Source organism: Fischerella sp. JS2 (genome assembly GCF_032393985.1).
GTDB lineage: Bacteria > Cyanobacteriota > Cyanobacteriia > Cyanobacteriales > Nostocaceae > Fischerella.
The window spans coordinates 2,048,033-2,069,128 of sequence record NZ_CP135918.1; the positions used below are offsets into that span (position 1 = coordinate 2,048,033).

A 21,096-nucleotide genomic window follows, 5' to 3' on the forward strand; every position below is an offset into this window, starting at 1 on the left:
TTTGTATTCTGCTAATACTAAAGGAAGTAAAAAGTAGCGAAAAAAGCATAGTTTTATAAATTAGAGATAGATTTTGAGAAATAGCAAAATACCAACAATAAATCATATAAATTTAAAGCTGTTATTTATATAATTTTTCTCTATCAAGACAATCCTAAAAACCCCCTATCCCCTATGGGAAAAGATTTAGTAGGGTGTGTTAAAGCAGAGCGTAACGCACCCTACCAGATGAAAGTCCCGTAAATGGAAGGGGATAGGGTGGGGTAATAAAGTATTTATGCAAGAGGCCTACTAAACACCAAAGTTTTTCACAATGGCGCTTCTCGAGACAAAGCATAGTAGTGATTTCTCTTGAGTTAAATTAAATGATGCTCCTTACATTTTTCACTCAGGTAATAGTTTGTTTTTTGTTCTTTAGAAGAGGTATTAATAACCTGATACTAACTATCAATCACAAACCACTTATTTAATAGATAGTTAGATCAAGAATTAGCGAAATTCAAAATCTAAAATTGTTACTACAAGATACACCTGGTTATTTGAAGAGTTGGAGTAGAGTTTCAAGGCGTGATTACAGTTATTTTACTCCAATTTTAGTTTCTATAAATGAATTCTACATTAATAAGTTTTTGTGAAACGTAACAAAACTAACAGATGATAGGTAATAGGATAAGTCGCTATAAGTAAATATATTTCTCGTAAAGGCTGTTAGTAGATAGTGGTTAATAACCAACTACTAACTACTAACCGCTAACCACTAACTAACAACAAAAAAAAGATTAATTTGGCAGGTCAAATAAAACAGTAGTCATATAATTATCTGCCCATTCTGAACCAAAAGCTTTTTCAAGTACACGACGGGTTTTATCATTTTGTTGTTGTTTGGTGCAGTAGTTATGTTGTCCAGCAATAATTTGTGTCACCTTATCGGGTGAAATGGGGTTAGAAGCGATCGCACTTTGACAGTGAATGTCTAAAAATGCCTCTACACGTCTGAGAAACATTGTTTCTTCTTCTGTAGAACTCGGACGTACAAATATACAAAACTCAGAAAAAATATCTCCCCACTCTGGTAATTCACGGGGTTGAGAGAAATTCGGTACTGGTAGCGCCAATAATGCAGAGGTATAAGATTCACTCAAACAGTGGTCAGAATTAACAGGTGAAAGATCAGCGATCGCTGCACTAATTTGACCTCTACCACCAACCAAGTCACAACCAAACATTGGCAAGTCATATTCCGGTCGAGGAAACATTACACAGTGTAGAATATCAAGCATGTTTCCCACTTTTGCCAATTCTAGATGCATTTTGCGGAACTGGGGCGTTTGATAACAGCGATTTTCAATAATCAATTTTTCGCCCTCTAGTCTACCTTCTACATATCCCAACTCCGCAGGCAAATTGTAGGGCGAAAGGTCTAGGTGTTTATGCCAAGCTGCTTCAATGCTATTAGCCAGTTGACGAATCAGAGGATGTTGTTGTTCGCGTAGTGAGGAAATAGAAGTAGTTGACATTTTTAAACCCAGGAATCTTATCTAGTGGCCAGTGTACAGCCCATCATGCACCACCCAATCTAGGTTGCAACATATTTTAGGAAGGGGAAAAGTTTGTGCGATCGCGCCCACAACGATGGTATGAAAGAACGAACACAGATGGATTATTTTGGCAATCCTGTCACTTGTAGCAAATCTAATCCTTGAGTAAATATTTCATCAATCGGCAACATTTGCCTATCAATAGTCATAAATTTGTGGTCTTTTGTTGCTCGAATTACTGAACCGTCTTCTAAACCATATTCAAACACTTCTTGATAGCCGCGATTATGCCACTGAGCAATAGGTTGTGTACAGACATAACCATTATTATTAACAGTATAAACACTACATTCAATTCTTTTTTCTACAATTTCTCCAATCGGCAAAAATCCATATTCTACAGTCAAAATTTCAGTTTCATAACTCAAGCAATATTCGGCAAATTTTAACATCTGCTCGAATAAGTCCTCTGCAATTTGTTGTTTGACACCATTTTTTGCTGCGCCATCAATAAATTTTTCTCGCTGCTTCTGCATCTCTGAGACTTTCTTTTTACCCATCGCCCGGCGCAGCAAGTCAGCTTGTCCTAAGGAATATCCAGCCATATCTTGAGCAATTTTCATAATTTGCTCTTGATAAACCATAATTCCATAGGTTTCATCTAAAATCGGTTCTAAAATTGTGTGTTCATAATCTATTTTTTCGCGGCCATGTTTGCGGTTAATAAATTTCGGAATTAACCCCGCATCTAATGGACCTGGTCGATACAGTGCCAAAATTGAAGAAATATCTTCTATATTGGAAGGTTTCAAATCGCGTACTATCTGACGCATTCCAGAAGATTCTAACTGAAATACACCCTCTAGTTCACCTGCTTCTAATAATTCGTAGGTCTTCTTCACATCTGGGGGAAGTTTTGCACCTTCTCCACCTTTTGCTAATATTTTCTGGGCTTTTCTTTCCTGGGCAGTAATTACATAAGGGTCAATCTTAAATCCATGATTATTTTCAATTAATTCGATGGTTTTCTGAATCATGCTTAAATTCTTTAAGCCAAGAAAATCCATTTTTAACAAGCCCAGTGATTCTAAATCTTCCATGAAATACTGGGTAATGACAGAACCATCGTTATTTTTTTGGAGTGGAACAATTTCATCCAATGGATCAGCAGAAATAACTACACCTGCTGCATGAACTCCAAAAGTTTTGTTAGTTCCCTCAATCCGAATTGCCATATCTACCCAGTGACGAACTCTTGGATCATTTTCGTATCTGGCTTTAAATTCTGGTTCGGGAGTATCATCAGAAATCATCACCTTCAACTTGGCTGGTTTTCCCCGGGAAACGGGAATTAATTTTGCCATTTTGTCTGATTCTGCATAAGGAATATTTAATACTCTGGCGACATCTTTTAAAACTGCTTTGGAAGTCAGACGGTTAAAAGTAATAATTTGGGCAACTCTTTCTGTGCCATATTTTTCTGTGACATATTCTATAACTTTATCCCGTTGAGAAATACAGAAATCCGTATCAATATCCGGCATAGATTTCCGTTCTGGATTGAGAAATCTTTCAAAAAGTAAGCCATGATGTACAGGATCTATATTGGTAATTCCCATTGTGTAAGCTACCAAAGAACCTGCGGCAGATCCACGACCTGGTCCAACTGGAATATCATTATCTCGAGCAAATTTGATGTAGTCCCACACAACTAAAAAGTAGGTGGAAAAACCCATTTGCTGAATCATTTTTAATTCATATTCCAGCCTTTCTTTATAAACTTGATCTATTTCGTTACGGGATTTGCGATTGAGTTTTTGTAAGAGTCCTTGCCAAGCAATTTCTTCTACATAAGTATCAGCAGTATGTCCCGATGGAATCGGATAATTAGGAATCCGAGGCTCACCCAAAATATTGTATGGTTCGATTTTATCTGCTACTTCTACAGTATTAGCGATCGCTTCTTCAATAACCTCATCCGGCAAATGATCGCGAAATAGCTGTTTCATCTCTTCTGCGGATTTTAAATACTCTGTACCGCTATACCGCATTCGGTTATCTTCAATAATTAATTTCCCTGTTTGAATACACAGCAAGGCATCGTGTGCTTCGACGTCATAACAGGAAATATAATGGGAATCATTGGTAGCAACAAGTTTTATACCTAATTCCCGCGCAATTTTGACAATTTCGACATTAACAATTCGGTCTTCTGGAGAACCGTGGTCTTGAATTTCTAGATAATAATCTTCACCAAATACATCTTTATACCATTGGGCAACTCGGCGGGCTGCATCTAGTTTTCCAGCCAGAATTGCTTGGGGGATTTCTCCACCCAAGCAGGCACTAGTAACTATTAAATCTTCGTGATGTTCTTTAAGTAAATCTTTACTAATACAAGGACGGGAAAAAATGCCTTTACCTTGCACACCTTGGAGGTGAGAAATTGATGTTAATTTAACTAAATTTTTATAACCTTTAGTATTTTTTGCTAAAACAATTTGATGATAACGAGGACGGCGTTCTTGTTTGGTAATATCGCCGTTGATAATATACATTTCATTGCCAATAATTGGCTTAATATTTTTATTGCGACAGATTTTTATGAGTTCGATCGCACCATACATGACACCATGATCCGTTAAAGCGATCGCTTTAATACCTAGGTCGATGGCACGATCCACCAAATCTGGTAGTTGACTAGCACCATCTAACAGGCTGTAGTCGCTATGAATGTGCAAAGGAACGAAGGACATAAGGAAAAAATTGAACAGTTATCAGTGAACAGTTATCAGTGTACGACGTGGAACAAATAAACGCCACCAAAGCTCTCTAGTGAACTAAGTTATCAAACTTATAACTAATAACTGATAATTGAATAACGCTTAGTTTGCCAATATTAAGACTTGTATTTTTTGGAAAATTTACTTGGCAAAGTGTTGTGTTTATGGTGACATCACCAGCCTATTCCTGAAGCAATGAATGAAATAGACAGCATCGAACAGCCAGAAAACAAAAGCCATCGTTGGTGGCAGAAAATCCCGCTCACCTTACAAATCATCATCGCCTTGATTTTAGCGATCGCAGTTGGAGTTGTGCTAGGTGCAGGCAACCCTAGCCCAACTAATGAAGCTTTGATCAAAAATTTAGCTATTCCCGCAGAATTGATCCTTAAGGCATTGCGCGCCCTGGCTCCACCGTTAATTTTGGTTGCAGTGCTGCATACTTTTATGACGGCTAATATTCCTGGTACTGCCGGACGACGCTTAGCGGTGTTACTGTTCACCAACACTACAGTAGCAATATTTATCGGACTTTTGGTGGCAAATGTCCTGCGTCCTGGTACATGGGGACGTTTGTCAGATCCAGGCGCTACAGGCTCAGCCCAGCAAAAATTTGATCCGTGGGGACTCATTCAAGACGCTGTACCAAAAGCCATCCTTGAGCCTTTGGTAAATAACAATGTGATTCAGCTAATTGTGATTGCCTTATCTTTTGGTATTGTCCTGCGTGCCATTAAATCAGAAATGGTGGCTCAAGGCAAAAATGAATTTAAGCCTATTGAAGACGTAATTACCATTTTGTTTGAGGCCGTCATCCGTATCCTCAACTGGGTAATTGCTTTAGTACCCTTGGCTGTTTTTGGTATTGTCGCTTACACAGTTGCCAAAGAAGGATTTGAGCCGTTTATATCTTTGGGGGCGTTTATTTTGGCGGTGCTAATAGCACTGGCTTTGCAAGCTTGTTACTACCTAAGTAGAGTCAAATTTGGTTCTTGGGTAAAACCACTGAATTTCTTGCGTGGTGGTTCCGATGCTTTTGTGATGGCTTTTTCTACATCTTCTTCTGGCGCGACAATGCCTGTCACCTTTGATGTTTTGCAAGAAAAAATCGGCTTACGGGAATCTTCCGCAGCTTTAGGGGCATTAGTCGGGGCAAATTTTAATAATGATGGTACTGCCCTTTATGAAGCAATGTCTGCTTTGTTCATTTCCCAAGTACTGGGACAACATTTAAATCTTGGACAGCAACTTCTAATCGTTCTTACTTCGATTTTTGCTTCAGTCGGTGCGGCGAATATTCCTAATGCTGGACTAGTGACTATGACTGTTGTATTCACTTCGGTTGGTTTGCCTACACAATATATTGCCGTACTTGTAACCGTAGACTGGTTTTTAGATCGCTGCCGTACTGCTATTAATGTAATGGGAGATATGACTGTCAGTGCTTTGCTAGATGGTAGGAGGGATAGAGGATAGGGGATGAGGGACACGGGAGACCAGGGAGAGGGGGGAGACAAGGGAGAAAGATTGCTTCCTTGTCCTCCTTGTCCTCCTTGTCCTCCTAATTCCCGATCCCCTACTCCTAACTTGAAAAAGGCCCCTTAGCGTCACATTCCCTATGCCAGCATTTTTTGAGAAGTTCTATTCTGTAGAGATGAGCGAAGCGTCGAGGATTCAATACCAATTTGGTATTAGAACTAAACAAAGGCTGATTGAGATATTGCAACAGAGGGAATTTGAGCTTGGTGTGTTTTGGAGTCATAGGAGCAGGACAATACTATAAGATCAAACTTCGTAGCAGCAGAAAGCACCCATCTTGAAAGGTGCTGAGTACTTAATTGCCTAGTTAAACCGTACACAATGTATATTCAGTTGTCCTTAGGGCAATTGCGGAAAAAATAGGAAGCTAATTGCTCAATTTTGTATGTTATTTTTTTATAGGTATCTTAAATAACCATTTATATTCGTGAATTAACATAAATATATAAGAACAAGCGGTTAACTTACTGTCTCTTCTAGCTTTCATAGAATCTATCCGGAATTGTTCAGATGCTCTTGACAGGGGTTAGTTTACCAACCTGTCTCTAAACCCTGTGTACCTCTACTCCTTTCCTACGGCAATTAAGAGCTTGTGTCAATATAAATTTTATAAAGGCGATCGCTTCTTAGGGTAATGGGTAATTGGTGAGCCAGCGACTCTTACGCAGGGGGTTCCTCCCCCAACCCCAAAGGGGACCCCGAGCCCCCAATCCCCACCAGGGGCCCCCAGTCCCCCATGAGCGACTGGCGAACCCGTAAGGGTAATTGGAAATTAAGATACTGATATGATCTTCCACTGCCCAAGATCCAATGTCCAAGCTTTATATCGTCAAGCCGAATTTGACATAAGGTAACTCTGGCTGTGAATGCAACTGGAAGACTAGCATAGTTGGCTAAGCAGGAATTTAGCGTTTTTGTTGACGATGATTTGCAGCCTGTGTTAGCAAAGATTCTGCAAAAGCGATCGCTTCTTGGGCTGATTTACCACCTGCTAGTTGAGCTAGTTCTTCCCGACGCTTGCTTAAGTTATCCAAGGTAGTAATACGCACAACGGTACGTTCTTCACTAGAACCATTGTGTTCTTTCTTACCTTTAATTTGATTGATCACCTGTTTATCTACGCGGAAATGCCGATCTGCCATCGCCGCCACTAAAGGTTGGTGTGTCACACATAATACTTGGTGAAATTGACTTAATTGATGTAATTTTTCGGCGATCGCCTGTGCTACTCTGCCAGAAACACCAACATCAATTTCGTCAAATACCATTGTTCCCGTTGTCTGTGCTTGGGAAAAACAAGCTTTCAGCGCCAGCAAAAATCTACTCATTTCCCCACCAGAGGCAATTTCTGATAGAGGTTGTAGTGGTTCTCCAGGGTTGGGGCTAAACATAAATGTGATTTTGTCTGCACCAACAATAGTTGGGGTGACGAGGGCAATTTCCACTTGAAACTGTACCTTTTCCATCGCCAAAGGTTTTAGTTCCCTGATCAGTTTGGCTTCTAATTTGGCTGCGGCGGTACGACGTAATTGTGTTAACTTTTGACAAGCTTGTGTTAGCTTGGCTAAACACTCAGCTTGTTGGACTTCTAAACTTTCTATTGATTGCTCAGTATCATTGAGTTCGGCTAACTCGGCTTGGATGCGTTGATAGTAGGCGATCGCTTCTGCAAGTGTCGGCCCATACTTCCGACAGATTTGCTTTAATTCCCGAATTCTTTCTTCTACTTCTTCCAAACGCTGGGGATCTGCCTCCAAGCTTTCCCCATAGGCATTAATTTGCCTTCCTAGCTCTACTACTGTCGCTTGAGCATCCCTTACCAAGTCCAACAGCGTTTGCATTTGGGAGTCGTATTCTACCATGTCAGTTAAGATTGTTTCGCTGTCTCCCAGTAAATCTGTGGCGGTTGGCGCTTCGCCATCATTTTGGTACAAAGCTTGGTATACTTTGTAACTCATCTGTTGGAGTTCGACCACATGATTTAGCCGTTGTCGTTCTTGTTGGAGTTGCTCTAGTTCATCGGGTTCACTGAGGTTGACTTCTCCTAGTTCCTTGACTTGGTAAGTCAGTAAGTCTAGTTGTTGCAGGCGTTCCCGTTCTGATGTCCGACGCTTTTCTAAGGCTTGGTGCGCCTCTTGGTAGGCACTAAAAGCATTAGCAACTTCTTGGCGTTGTTGTAAAACAGACTCACCACCGTATGCATCCAACCAGTCGCGAATTTGGGCAGATTGCCCAACTAAGACTGTTTGCCCTTGGGCAGTAATTTCTACTAGGCGATCGCGTAGTTCTGACATGAATTGCTGATTTACCAACACTCCATTGATTCGCGACCGACTCCGTACTTTCCCAGAACTACTTGTAATTTCTCGACTAATAAATATAGAGTTTTCTTCAATCAAGTCTATTTCTTGTTCGGTCAACCAGGCTGCTAAAGCAGAATTAGAAGTAAAAGTTGCTTCTACCATTGCCCGATTTGTACCAGTGCGAATGACGCGACTAGAAACTTTTCCGCCTAATACCGCATCAATCGCATCCAAGATAATTGACTTTCCAGCGCCGGTTTCACCTGTCAACACATTTAGTCCAGCGCCAAACTCTAATTCTAATTGATCAATTAGGGCAAAATTTTCTATTCGCAAAAGAGATAACATTGAGTCATCCGAATTTTGGATTTTAGAGCCACTGCGCCCTTAAGGTTCTCCCAGTTAGCATGTGGCGTGATTGTGGATTGATTCTACTAAATAAATTTGCTGGCTTTTCCCATCCAGAAGTTATTGGTTAAATTCTCCGTCAGGGTAGAAGCCTGATAAATTTTACTTAAAAGATACTAAAGATTGTGTTTTTACACCCTGCAATACTGACAAACTAAATGTATTAAGCAAACCCTTTTTAGGGATACCAAAACTAGTGTAGTTGGATTTTTGTATCTTGGCCCAAGCAATAGACTTTCTTAACAGCTGCCTGTTAATGATGATAATAATCGTAAGTAGTAAATCTAGGGTGGGTAATTTCTACCGTCAGGTGGGCAATCCTCGCTCTCCTAGTTTTTCAACAAATTGTTACAATACTTAACAAGTTAACTCCGATGCGGTGGTAAGCTCATGAATGCGAAGACTGTTTCCCCTACTTCCCTGCAAATAGATCATGAAGTAGTTCCAGAAAATGGTACACAAACATCCATTGTGAGTTTACCAGCAGCAGAAGAAATTCCAAAACCCAATGCAGTGCTGGTAATTTCAGAAAGTGAATTTGAGGCGTTAAGATACAACCCTCAGAATATAGCGACCTATTACGGTAGCCGCCCCCTGAAAGTTTTACGACGCATCATTACAGTTTTAACGCCAGCAATCAGATTTGCTTTGGGTATATGGTGGGATAATAAACGGGGAATTGTAGTCAAAAATGACCGTCGCCGGGCAATTCAATTGCGACAAATCCTGACCAAGCTAGGGCCTGCCTACATTAAAATTGGACAAGCTCTATCTACTCGACCAGATTTGGTTCCTCCAACGTATTTAGAGGAACTGACGCAGTTACAAGACAAATTACCGCCTTTTCCGAATGAAATAGCTTACCAGTTCATCCAAGAAGAACTAGGCGCACCTCCTCAAGAAATTTATACCGAACTTTCGCCAGAACCAATCGCTGCTGCTTCCTTGGGACAAGTTTATAAAGGTAAGCTAAGTACTGGCGAAGAAGTTGCCGTTAAAGTCCAACGTCCCGACCTCCGAGAACGCATTACTATTGACTTATATATTCTGCGCCGACTAGCAGGATGGGCACAGAAAAACTTTAAACGTATCCGTAGTGATTTGGTGGGTATCCTCGATGAATTGGGCGATCGCATCTTTGAAGAGATGGATTATATTCACGAAGGAGAAAACGCTGAGCGCTTTTATCAGTTATACGGTCATCTAAAAGATGTTTATGTACCAAAAATTTACTGGGAATACACTAATCGTCGGGTTTTGACGATGGAGTGGATCGAAGGTACGAAATTAACTAATACAGAAGAAATCAAAGCCGAAGGTATAGACGCCCGCTATTTAATTGAGGTAGGGGTACAGTGTTCATTACGACAGTTGTTGGAACACGGATTTTTCCACGCTGATCCCCATCCTGGTAATTTGCTTGCTACCCGCGATGGGAAATTGGCGTATCTCGACTTTGGGATGATGAGTGAAATTAAGCCACCCCAGCGTTACGGCTTAATTGAAGCGATCGTCCACGTCGTTAACCGTGACTTTGAAGGTTTAGCTAACGACTACGTGAAGCTAGATTTTCTCTCACCGGATACAGACTTAACACCAATTATTCCCGCATTTGCTAGAGTCTTTGCTGATGCTCAAGGTGCTAGCGTTGCAGAATTAAACATCAAAAGCATCACCGATCAACTATCAGAATTGATGTATGAGTATCCCTTCCGTGTTCCGCCCTACTACGCTTTAATCATTCGTTCTTTGGTGACACTGGAAGGGATTGCTATTCATATCGATCCCAACTTTAAGGTGTTGAGTGAAGCGTATCCCTATGTCGCCAAACGCTTGTTAACAGATCCTTCACCAGAATTAAGAGCATCTCTGCGAGACTTATTATTTAAAGAAGGACGTTTTCGTTGGAACCGCTTGGAAAACTTATTACGTAATGCCCGTAACAACCAAGACTATGATTTTAACTTGGTGTTGAATCAGGGAGTTGATTTTCTTTCTTCCGAACGTGGTAGTTTTATTCGCGATCGCCTCATAGATGAATTAATCAAAAGTGCAGAAGCCTTGAGTAAAAATGTTCTGCATAACTTTACTTACCTACTTCGGGAAAGAGTCGGTGTCACAGCCATTAACGAAACTCCCGCCGCTACCGACGAACAACAACAAACTTTGGAGCATATTAAACGGATATTAAATATTCTCCGGGAAACCCGTGGCTTTGACCCAGCCCAGCTTGCACCCCAAATTGTGCAAATTGCGCTCAATCCAGGTATACAGCGTTTGGGACAGCAAATAGCAGGTCAGTTGTTGCAAAAAGCGGCCGCCAGGTTGATTCGGGAATTATTAGCATCGGAGGAAAGCGATCGCAGTTTCGAGGTTGGTTAATATTATGTGCTGCCTTCTGGAGTCACAATCTCTTTTCGGATCAGTTTTTTAACATTTTTTCATAAACTTCTTGCTCTTGTGGAATGAAACAGCCCTAAGCGTGAACGGGGGAAGATCTAGTCCCCCCGTCAACGCTTAGGGTTAGGGTGGGGTAAAAAATATTTGTACAAGAAGTCTACTGAAAATTTATGCGATCGCACAGATCACCAAATCCTTGGATGATCGCTCTCACAAAAAGGCATTGTGCTACGAATACAACGCCCCATATTATTTCATAAGTAATACAAATCCTCTCCCTTGTCTCTCTTGTCTTGTCAACAAATGTATCAGACTTATGGTGAAGCGGTATGATTCAGATAAGCCTGAGCAAAAAATATGTTGAGAGGAAAACGCCGGATTATTTGGCGTTACAGTATTGCAGTTTTAACAGTAGCGATCGCGTTACTGGGTAAACTGCTGCTGAATTATTTGTCTGGTCAACTAAGAGAAACTCCATTTTTACTATTTTTTGCTGCCATTATGGCGACTAGCCACTATGGAGGAATCGGCCCTGGTATCTTGGCAGTTGTTTTATCTAGTTTATTAAGTAGTTATTTTTTCTTAACTCCAGCTAAATCATTATTCAGCAGTAATCCTTGGACAAATCTCCAGCTAGTTATATTTTTGGTAGAAGGGCTATTTCTTGTTGCACTAATTAACTCTTTTAAGACTTCTCGGCGAAATAACCAAGTAATTAACCAGCAATTGCTCCTAAGTGAAGACAAAAGTCGTCAGCATCAAGAATTGTTGCATTTAATTGCTAACTCCTTGCCAGTCTGCATTTCTTATATTGATAGCCAGCAACGCTATCAGTTTATTAACAAAACCTACAAAGATTGGTTTGGCTTATCTCCAGAGGAAATCTACGGTCAGCACTTAGTAGAAGTTGTGGGAGAAGCAGCCTATCAAATCATTAAAGACAAAGTAGAGCGCGCCCTAGCAGGTAATTTAGTTGAATATGAAGCAGAACTTCCCTACCGCGAAGGAGGTACACGCTATATCAACGCAATTCTTGTTCCCGACATTGCCGAAAATGGTTCGGTGAGAGGCTATTGTGGGTTAGTTATAGATATTAGCGATCGCAAGCGAGCTGAAATAGAAATTAAGCAACTCAACGAAAACTTAGAACAGAAAGTCAGAGAACGCACCATACAACTGCAAGAAGTCAATCAAGAATTGGAAGCCTTTAGCTACACAGTTTCTCATGATTTACGCGCTCCACTCCGTGCCATGCAAGGACTAGCCCAAGCTTTACAAGAAGATTACAGTTTTTATCTAGATAAAACAGGACAAGAATACACCCAGCGTATTGTCACCGCAGCTGCACGCATGGACACCTTGATTCTGGATTTGCTTGCTTATAGTCGTCTGGGACGCAGCGAAATTTGGTTACAACGGCTGAGTTTGGACAGTGCGATCACTGAGGCACTCAAGGAATTACACTCAGAGATACAAGCTGCCCAAGCACACATCACCATCGAGTCACCTTTACCGATTGTGAAAGCACATCGCACTATCTTAGTACAGGTATTGATTAATTTGATTAGTAATGCCATTAAGTTTGTGGCTGCTGATATTCAACCCCAAGTGCGGATATGGGCAAAGGAGAGAGTAGAGGGAGAAGGGAGACTAGAAGGACTAGGGGGACTAGGAGGACAAGGAGGACTAGGGGAGTAGGGAAAGAAAATACTTTTTATCTTCTCACACCCCCACACCTCACACCTCTCACACCCCCACCTCCCCACTGCCCCTAATCCCCAACGCCTCTTTCTTTATGCCGGGGGACCCGTCCACCGCACTGGCTCCTCCCTTGGGGGAGTGGGACCCCCGAGTTCCCCATCTCCCACCTCTTCACAAACCTCCACCTCTAAAAATGGGTGCGTCTTTGGGTAGAAGACAATGGAATTGGCATTGCTAGCCAACATCAAGAACGAATATTCAGAACCTTTGAGCGCTTGCATGGCATAGAATCTTATCCGGGAACTGGTATCGGTTTAGCGATTATTAAGCGAGGTATTGAGCGTATGGGAGGTAGGGTAGGAGTTGAATCGCAATTAGGGCAGGGTAGCCGATTTTGGTTTGAGTTACCACAAGGTGATGCAAACAGCGAGCAGTTAACAGTTATTACTCAGAAAAACTGATAACTGATAACTGATAACTGATAACTGTAAAGTTATAATCTGTACGCTAACGTACTAATCTTCCACTAGGAAGAAGAAGTAGTTTGCAAATTTTTATTAACCTATGACAATTTCTCACGTCGTCACTAGCTCTCAGAGGATGCTTCCTATTCTCTAGCAGTTACGTGCCGTCCTGACTGTTCTGCCAACAGACTACAGCATGTCTCCATCCGATAGCGATCCCAGGTCGATTAATCAACTCTTGGCATCTTTACCGGATGAGGAGTATCAGCACCTGGCTCCCCATCTAGAATACATAAGGCTCTCTCAGGGGCAAATTCTCCATGATCGTGGGGAAGTGATTCAACAAGTCTACTTTCCCACCCGCTCGATGATATCTTTAATTTCCGTTCTCAAGGATAACTCAACCACCGAATTTGCAATGGTGGGCAATGAGGGCATGATTGGCATTCCGGCTTTTTTAGGCGGTAAATTTACTAATAGCCGAGCGCTGGTACAAGTAGCAGAAGGCGCTTTCAAAATGGATGCTGAAATCCTACAGCGTGAATTTGAGCGGGGGGGAGTGTTGCAAAAAAAACTGCTACTGTATACCCAAGCACTCTTAACCCAGATTGGCCAGAACGCAGTTTGCAAATTTCACCATTCCACTGAACAACAACTTGCCCGTTGGCTGCTTTGCGTTCACGATTGTCTTGGTCGAGATGAGATTTTTTTAACTCAGCAGTATATAGCTGATCTATTGGGAACCCGTCGTGCCACAGTCACAGTTGCAGCTGGTAATTTGCAAGAAGAAGGCATGATCCGCTACAGTCGTGGAAAAATCATAATTTTGAACCGAACTGCACTAGAAGCAACTGCTTGCGAGTGTTATGGCATAGTAACAGACGAGTTTGCTCGGCTGCTCAATCTTTAACAGTTATCAGTTATCAGTTAACAGTTACCAGTGATCATCTATCACTGATTGAATGTCACTTATGTACGGAACCGTACAGACAGGGTTACTCCAGCCATGTCAATTTAAGATGCTTGATTTAGAATTGATGGAAGCGATGCCGTGCTAGTTAATCAGCTACTGCTGGCTTTACCAGAGTCGGAGTTCCAACGCCTTGCTCCCCATCTAGAAGAGGTGTCACTTTCCCTTGGTCAAGTTCTTTATGAAGCAGGGGAAAATATTAAGCATGTCTATTTCCCGAATCGAGCAATGGTGTCTTTAATAGCTGTCCTTGAAGATGGTTCGACAACAGAAGTTGGTATGGTGGGTAGCAATGGAGTTGTAGGCTATCCCGCATTTTTAGGAGGCGACCTCACAACAACTCGCACAATCGTGCAAGTGGCTGGTACTGCCATGAAAATAGATGCCAAGATCCTCAAACGGGAATTTTATCGTGGTGGAGTTCTGCAAAGGCAATTACTACTATATACCCAGGCCTTACTTACCCAAATTAGTCAAACGGCTGCCTGCAACCGTCATCATTCCTTAGAAGCACGACTTGCCCGTTGGCTGCTCACAGCCCAAGACCACACAGCTTCTGATACTATACAAGTCACTCAAGAGTTTATTGCTGAGTTATTAGGTACGCGACGCTCTGGTGTGACTGTGGCAGCTGGCTTATTGCAACAAGCAGGTATTATCCGCTACAGCCGAGGTCGGATTACGATTCTCAATCGCCTGGCTTTAGAGGCAACTGCTTGTGAGTGTTACGGTTTTATTAGAAAGGAATTTGATCGCTTGCTAAACGAAGAGCAAAAATAAGCTATCCCCCCTTTTTGAGCAAGATCAATGAGTCTTTTTGAGAAAAATCTGTGGACTATGTACGCTTCCGTACAGAGCGATTATGAGATTTATGTCATGCTATAAAAGTCTTTCTATGACCGTCCTCTGGAATAGTAAATACATTTGACTACTAAACACTGATATGAAAACTCTGTTTAGCACAACCAAATTTTCTACTATTTATTTCTCTACTGGTGGTCTCCAGAAATAGAAAATAAGGAGCCAGCTTGTAATGATGAGTCATAGTGAATTTAGCATCTTGCTGGTAGAAGACGACCCCAATGATATTTTCTTGATAGAGAGGGCATTTCGTCGGGCAAATTTGAAGCACTCCATCCATGTTGTTAAAGATGGAGATGAGGCAGTTATGTACCTTAAAGGTCAAAGCTGTTATACAGAAAGAGAAAATTATCCATTACCAGCGTTAATATTACTAGATTTAAAACTACCACGTCGTTCTGGTCTAGAAGTTCTAGAATGGCTCAAGCAACAGCCGTTACTCAAACGAATCCCAGTTGTAGTTCTCACATCTTCGCGAGAAAATATTGATGTTGACCGTGCTTATGATATGGGGGTAAACTCCTATCTGATTAAACCTGTTGCATTTAATGCTTTACAGGAGATGATGCAGGCACTCGACTCCTACTGGCTACAATTTAATCAGTATCCTTCTGTTTATTTGAGTTAATCTCAGAAGGCAGAAGGCAGAAGGCAGAAGGCAGAAGGCAGAAGGAATATTCTTAATATTTTCCATCTCCCTATCATCCCATCTCCCTATCTCCAGTCAATGGGCAATAACCAGCGATGAGTACTCAAAATAATTCAATTCAACGCATTTTGCTGGTAGATGATAACCCAGACGATCGCCTGCTGGTGATAAGAGAATTAAGCCGAGAGTTTTCTCAAGCCCAAGTAATAGAAATAGTTGATGCCAATGCATTGCATCTGGCATTAACAGTACATGATTTTGATTTGGTCATTACTGATTATCAACTTAACTGGACAACAGGCTTAGAGGTTTTGCGTGCTGTCAAAGCTCGCGATCGCAATTGTCCTGTGATTATGTTTACTAACACTGGTTCCCAGGAAATTGCAGTTGAGGCAATGAAAGCAGGACTAGATGACTACGTAATAAAATCCACAAAACATTTTCTTCGCTTAAGTCAAGCTGTACGCTTGGTGTGGCAACAATACCAAACTATCCGTAAAGCAGCCCAGTTAGAACTACGGTTACAGTCATTATTGAATCAACTAAGAATTGGTGTATTTCGCGCTACACCCGAGGCAAAAATTTTAGATGTAAATACGGCATTTCTAAATATTTTGGGTTTGCCATCTTTGGAGGAAGTTCAATCATTTATCAGTGAACAACTCTACTCCTTTATGACTGACGAACGCCCTTCTGGGCAAGAGTGGGAGCGGGAGATACAATTCCAACGCCCTGATGGTAAAAACATCTGGCTACTGTTCAGTGAAACCCAAAATCAGCTACATGGTGAAACCTTTATAGATGGCTTGATGGAAGATATCACAGAGCGCAAGCAATCAGAAGAGGAGATTCGTCAGTTGAACCAAACTTTAGAACATCGAGTCCAAGAGCGTACAGCCCAATTAGAAGCTATCAACTGTGAACTAGAGGCTTTTGCTTACTCAGTTTCTCACGATCTGCGATCGCCTATTCGCCAAATCGATGGATTTGTTAATTTATTAAAAGAACACCTAGAAAATACGACCTGTGATCAAACAAGTTTACGTTACCTGCAAGCAATTTTAGAATTAACTAACCGGGCAGGTAAACTAGTAGATGATTTGCTGACTTACTCCCGTACTGGACGAGCAGAAATGCACTATTCTATCGTCGATATGAACCGTCTAGTTTGGGAGTCAAAGCAACAGATAGAAATGGATTTCCCCCATAGGACTATCATTTGGAATGTTCAGCAACTACCTCATGTGTGGGGCGATCGCTCTTTATTGCGCCTTGTTTGGCAAAATTTGATTGAAAATGCTGTGAAGTTTACTCAACTGTGCCAGCAACCAATCATTTCCATTGGCAGCATTGAGGATGAGCATGAAATTATTTTTTTTATTCAAGATAATGGTGTAGGATTTGACATGCAATATGTTAATCGCTTATTTGGTATATTTCAACGCCTTCATAACCAAATACAGTTTGAAGGAACAGGCATAGGACTTGCTAATGTCCAACGAATCATTCTCAGACATCGTGGCAGAGTCTGGGCAGAGGGAGATACAAATCAAGGAGCAAAATTTTACTTTAGCTTACCAAAAGCAAGTACTTAATCACAGTGGGAGATGGGGAACTCGGGGGTCCCACTCCCCCAAGGGAGTGCGGATTAGGGGCAATGGGGAGAAAACAATTCAAAATTTAGGAAGAGAGTGTGAGGAGTATGAGGGGTGTGTAGACGCGCCTTCTTCGGCTTCCCGTAGGGTGGAGTATGAGGAGTGGAGGAATTACCACCAACCACCAACCACTAACCACTAACAGATTTCTAATCTACATCGACAGCTAGATGTGGAAACTTACTTAATTTCTTGAAAATAATGCTGCTAGGTTCCTATGAAGTAGGAAATTTGTGGCGTGGCGACACTATTTTAAAAGATAATATCATGATGCGTATTCTGCTGCTGGAAGATTCTTGGGCAGATGCCGAGCTTATCGGTACTACTTTAAAAAAGAGTATAAATGATTGTGATTTTGTACGGGTAGAAACTCGTACAGACTTTATTAAAGCTCTTAAAACCGAAACCTTGGATTTGATTTTGGCAGATTACGCTCTTCCCTCTTTTGATGGGTTTTCTGCTTTAGAACTTGCTCGTGCTATCTGTCCAGAAGTACCATTTATCATCATATCTGGGATACTTGGTGAGGAGCGAGCTATTGAAACTCTCAAAAGTGGTGCTACAGACTATGTACTTAAACAACGCCTAGAGCGACTAGTTCCAGCAGTGGAACGAGCTTTGCGAGAAGCTGAAGAACGAAAATTGCTTAGGCAAGCAGAAATAGAATTACGCAAAAGTGAGGAACTATTCCGCACCTCTGTAGAAACCATCCTAGATAGCTTTGCTATTTACTCTGCCATCCGCGATCCATCAGGTAAAATCATAGACTTTCGCATTGATTATGTGAATACAGCTGCTTGTGAAAATCATCATTTAACACAGGAAGAGCAATTAGGTAAGTATTTGTGTAAACTCATGCCAGTACATCAGACAAGTGGTCTGTTTACAGAATATTGTCGGGTTGTAGAAACAGGTCAACCATTGGTAAAGGAGTTGTTGTTGGTAGACGGGGAGAGGGAAAGACAAGGGGGACAAACCAGACAAGGAGGACATGCGGGATGGTTAACAACTAACTACCAACCACCAACAACCAACAATCAACCAACAACCAACCAAAGAGCCTATGATATTCGTGCTGTGAAGTTTGGGGATGGGGTAGTTGTGACTTGGCGGGACACAACCGAACGCCGACAAGTCGAAGAAGAACGAAAACAACTAATAGCCCAAGAGCAAGCAGCTAGAGAAGAGGCTGAAAAAGCAAACCGCCTCAAGGATGAATTTTTAGCAGTTGTTTCCCACGAACTTCGTACTCCACTTAACTCTATGTTGGGTTGGGCGCACATACTCAGAAATCGGCAATTAAATGAAGCGATCGCTACTAAAGCTTTGGAAACAATTGAGCGTAATGCTAGACACCAAAAAAAATTGATTGAAGATATCCTTGATGTTTCCATGATCATTCAGAATAAACTCCGTTTGGAGTTACAGCCTCTGTACTTAGTTCCGATTGTTCATGCTGCAATAGAAGATGTACAGCCACAAGCTCAGGCCAAGTCAATCCAAATAGAGTCTATGCTTAGGCCCTTTATCAGTCCGGTTATGGGCGATGCGGAACGGTTGCAGCAGATTATATGCAATCTCCTCTCTAATGCCATCAAATTTACTCCTGCTGCTGGTCGAGTGCAGATTTCGCTACAGCAAGTAGACTCTTTCGCTCAAATTATAGTCACCGATACTGGACAAGGCATTAGTTCCGACTTTTTACCCCATGTGTTTGATCGCTTCCGCCAAGCAGACGCTACTACAACTAGAAAATATGGAGGGTTGGGATTAGGACTTGCTATTGTTCGGCATTTGGTTGAAATGCACCACGGTCATGTTTATGCTGCTAGTGAGGGAATCGGCAAAGGAGCAACATTTACAGTCCAACTGCCAATCTACAAAATAGAATAGAAAACCTGAAAATTACCGCCTGATGAACACACCACAAGATACGCGTCAATACGCCCCAGCCACCCAGCGCAATCGTGAACCAATTCTGGAAGTACTCATGCAAGTATTGCCTGCTACTGGTAGTGTTTTAGAAGTTGCTAGCGGAACTGGGGAACATGCGGTGTATTTTGCTCCTCGTCTGTTTCCTCGTCAATGGATACCTTCCGACCCTAATCCCCTAAATTGTGCTAGCATCACTGCTTGGAGAAAACATTTATCGTGTGAAACTCTTCACCCACCTTTAGAGATTGATACACGTCAGCCAGTCTGGATAGTGGAGAAAGAAATACCATTTAATCCTTCACCAATTACAGCCATAGTCAATATCAACATGATTCACATTTCTCCTTGGGATGCTTGTTTGGGACTAATGGCAGGTGCAGGTCGTATTCTTTCGTCTGGTGGTATCCTCTACTTGTATGGGTCGTTCAAACGGGACGGTAAACATACTGCACCAAGTAACGCTGCTTTCGATGAATATCTACGCGTCCAAAATCCAGAATGGGGGATACGTAATCTCGAAGATGTGGTAATAGCAGCTAGTAAACACAATCTTAGTTTAGTCAATGTTTATCAAATGCCTGCAAATAATTTTTCAGTAGTATTTAAAGTGAATTACGGTTGATGTGGATTAATGGGTTGACAAATAGTCATGTTTTAGAAACGAACACTAATTAAATATTTAAATCTTAGACAGAAGTTTCTAAAGTGATAAACAGTCATGTTTTAGAAACGAACACCGATGCACATAGATAAACACCGATGGTTATAGATAGATTATCCGTTATGTGTTTTTGTTCAAGCGAATATGAAATTATATTAAGTCTGGCTAATTACTTACGATATAAAGCTTGGGCATTGTGCATGGGAAAATCATCAGTATCTTAATTACCAATTACCCATTACCCACTCTAACGGATAGTATAAGTCGTCAAACGGACATGACATTATTTGTTGCTACATTTTATAAGTTTGTTAAACTTCCAGATTACGTTGAGATACAACAACCTTTGCTGTCTTATTGCCAAGCACAAGGTATCAAGGGAACTATTTTACTGGCGGAAGAAGGTATAAATGGTACTGTTGCAGGTTCCCGTGAGGCTATTGATTCACTGTTGTCTTTTTTGCGTTCTGACTCCCGCTTGGCGGATTTGGAACATAAAGAGTCTACTACCGAGGAACCACCGTTTCAACGTATGAAGGTACGCCTGAAAAAAGAAATTGTTACTATGGGGCTGGCTGATATTGACCCTAATGAAAAAGTAGGAACTTATGTTAGTCCCAAAGATTGGAACAACGTAATTTCCGATCCAGAGGTAGTAGTAATTGATACTCGCAATGATTATGAATTTAGTATTGGCACTTTTAAAGGAGCGCAAAATCCTAGTACAGAATCATTTCGGCAATTTCCAGAATATGTAAGTAATCACCTTGATCCTACTCAGCACAAGAAAGTAGCACTATTTTGTACTGGTGGAATTCGCTGTGAAAAAGCTTCTTCTTTGATGCTTGCACAAGGTTTTCAAGAAGTTTATCACCTCAAAGGCGGGATTCTTAAGTATTTAGAGGAAGTTCCAGCTGAGGAAAGTCTTTGGGAAGGAGAGTGTTTTGTTTTTGATGAACGGGTAGCTGTAAGTCATGGTTTGGAACCCGGTTCCTATAGGATGTGTGTCGGTTGTGGACATCCTATTTCGGAAGCTGATAAAACTTCTCCCAAATATGAAGAAGGAATTAGTTGTCCCCATTGTTTTGATAGTCTCACTCCAGAAAAAAGAGAACGTCTTGAGGAGAAAAGGCGACATATGTCAAGGGGGATATAGTTATACCATTTCGCCATATGTTCTGAGCGATTAAGCTAGAAGTTAGAGGAGTACATAAATATCAATAGGGAGA

12 protein-coding genes and 1 pseudogene are annotated in these 21,096 nt (G+C 41.4%); 10 read left to right on the forward strand and 3 right to left on the reverse strand.

Annotated elements, in window-relative coordinates; translation table 11 throughout:
• Nucleotides 1–779 precede the first annotated feature (779 nt).
• Both RS893_RS08555 and RS893_RS08560 read right to left on the reverse strand, forming a co-directional pair.
• A complete protein-coding gene (locus tag RS893_RS08555) occupies nucleotides 780–1,517 on the reverse strand; it encodes a phycocyanobilin:ferredoxin oxidoreductase (RefSeq protein ID WP_315790773.1) in 738 nt (245 codons plus the stop codon).
• A gap of 143 nt (nucleotides 1,518–1,660) precedes the next feature.
• On the reverse strand, nucleotides 1,661–4,294 hold the full coding sequence (locus tag RS893_RS08560) for a DNA polymerase III subunit alpha (protein WP_315790774.1): 2,634 nt from the start codon (nucleotides 4,292–4,294) through the stop codon (nucleotides 1,661–1,663).
• 222 nt (nucleotides 4,295–4,516) lie between these two features.
• On the opposite strand from RS893_RS08560, the gene RS893_RS08565 reads away from it, so the two are divergent.
• Entirely contained in the window at nucleotides 4,517–5,797 is a 1,281-nt protein-coding gene (locus tag RS893_RS08565; RefSeq protein WP_315790775.1) for a dicarboxylate/amino acid:cation symporter, read from the forward strand.
• A gap of 968 nt (nucleotides 5,798–6,765) precedes the next feature.
• Here the strand turns inward: RS893_RS08565 and recN are convergent.
• Complete coding sequence (recN, locus tag RS893_RS08570; RefSeq protein WP_315790776.1) at nucleotides 6,766–8,511, reverse strand: DNA repair protein RecN; 1,746 nt, start codon at nucleotides 8,509–8,511, stop codon at nucleotides 6,766–6,768.
• A gap of 450 nt (nucleotides 8,512–8,961) precedes the next feature.
• On the opposite strand from recN, the gene RS893_RS08575 reads away from it, so the two are divergent.
• From RS893_RS08575 to RS893_RS08620, 9 genes and pseudogenes are all read left to right on the forward strand, one after another.
• Nucleotides 8,962–10,953, forward strand: coding sequence for an AarF/ABC1/UbiB kinase family protein (locus RS893_RS08575; protein ID WP_315790778.1), 1,992 nt, complete (start codon nucleotides 8,962–8,964; stop codon nucleotides 10,951–10,953).
• 375 nt (nucleotides 10,954–11,328) lie between these two features.
• Nucleotides 11,329–13,133 (forward strand): annotated as a pseudogene (locus RS893_RS08580) (ATP-binding protein).
• 199 nt (nucleotides 13,134–13,332) lie between these two features.
• Nucleotides 13,333–14,046 carry a Crp/Fnr family transcriptional regulator gene (locus tag RS893_RS08590; protein WP_315790781.1) on the forward strand — a complete coding sequence of 238 codons (714 nt, stop codon included), beginning with the start codon at nucleotides 13,333–13,335 and terminating at the stop codon, nucleotides 14,044–14,046.
• 141 nt (nucleotides 14,047–14,187) lie between these two features.
• On the forward strand, nucleotides 14,188–14,886 hold the full coding sequence (locus RS893_RS08595) for a Crp/Fnr family transcriptional regulator (protein ID WP_315790782.1): 699 nt from the start codon (nucleotides 14,188–14,190) through the stop codon (nucleotides 14,884–14,886).
• Between the two features lie 253 nt (nucleotides 14,887–15,139).
• On the forward strand, nucleotides 15,140–15,595 hold the full coding sequence (locus tag RS893_RS08600) for a response regulator (protein WP_315790783.1): 456 nt from the start codon (nucleotides 15,140–15,142) through the stop codon (nucleotides 15,593–15,595).
• A 116-nt stretch (nucleotides 15,596–15,711) separates the two neighbouring features.
• Entirely contained in the window at nucleotides 15,712–17,211 is a 1,500-nt protein-coding gene (locus RS893_RS08605; RefSeq protein ID WP_315790784.1) for a sensor histidine kinase, read from the forward strand.
• Nucleotides 17,212–17,472: 261 nt separating this feature from the next.
• Nucleotides 17,473–19,164: a sensor histidine kinase gene (locus tag RS893_RS08610; protein ID WP_315790785.1), complete on the forward strand. Its 1,692-nt coding sequence runs from the start codon at nucleotides 17,473–17,475 to the stop codon at nucleotides 19,162–19,164.
• Between the two features lie 22 nt (nucleotides 19,165–19,186).
• Nucleotides 19,187–19,828, forward strand: coding sequence for a DUF938 domain-containing protein (locus tag RS893_RS08615; RefSeq protein WP_315790787.1), 642 nt, complete (start codon nucleotides 19,187–19,189; stop codon nucleotides 19,826–19,828).
• 316 nt (nucleotides 19,829–20,144) lie between these two features.
• Nucleotides 20,145–21,023, forward strand: coding sequence for a rhodanese-related sulfurtransferase (locus RS893_RS08620; RefSeq protein WP_315790788.1), 879 nt, complete (start codon nucleotides 20,145–20,147; stop codon nucleotides 21,021–21,023).
• Nucleotides 21,024–21,096 lie beyond the last annotated feature (73 nt).

Bases quoted from the DNA above. Each gene is read 5' to 3' on its own strand.
- RS893_RS08555 (WP_315790773.1), bottom strand. From the start codon at position 1,517: ATGTCAACTACTTCTATTTCCTCACTACGCGAACAACAACATCCTCTG.
- RS893_RS08590 (WP_315790781.1), top strand. From the start codon at position 13,333: ATGTCTCCATCCGATAGCGATCCCAGGTCGATTAATCAACTCTTGGCA.
- RS893_RS08620 (WP_315790788.1), top strand. From the start codon at position 20,145: ATGACATTATTTGTTGCTACATTTTATAAGTTTGTTAAACTTCCAGAT.
- RS893_RS08610 (WP_315790785.1), top strand. From the start codon at position 17,473: ATGCTGCTAGGTTCCTATGAAGTAGGAAATTTGTGGCGTGGCGACACT.
- recN (WP_315790776.1), bottom strand. From the start codon at position 8,511: ATGTTATCTCTTTTGCGAATAGAAAATTTTGCCCTAATTGATCAATTA.
- RS893_RS08615 (WP_315790787.1), top strand. From the start codon at position 19,187: ATGAACACACCACAAGATACGCGTCAATACGCCCCAGCCACCCAGCGC.
- RS893_RS08560 (WP_315790774.1), bottom strand. From the start codon at position 4,294: ATGTCCTTCGTTCCTTTGCACATTCATAGCGACTACAGCCTGTTAGAT.
- RS893_RS08575 (WP_315790778.1), top strand. From the start codon at position 8,962: ATGAATGCGAAGACTGTTTCCCCTACTTCCCTGCAAATAGATCATGAA.
- RS893_RS08605 (WP_315790784.1), top strand. From the start codon at position 15,712: ATGAGTACTCAAAATAATTCAATTCAACGCATTTTGCTGGTAGATGAT.
- RS893_RS08565 (WP_315790775.1), top strand. From the start codon at position 4,517: ATGAATGAAATAGACAGCATCGAACAGCCAGAAAACAAAAGCCATCGT.
- RS893_RS08600 (WP_315790783.1), top strand. From the start codon at position 15,140: ATGATGAGTCATAGTGAATTTAGCATCTTGCTGGTAGAAGACGACCCC.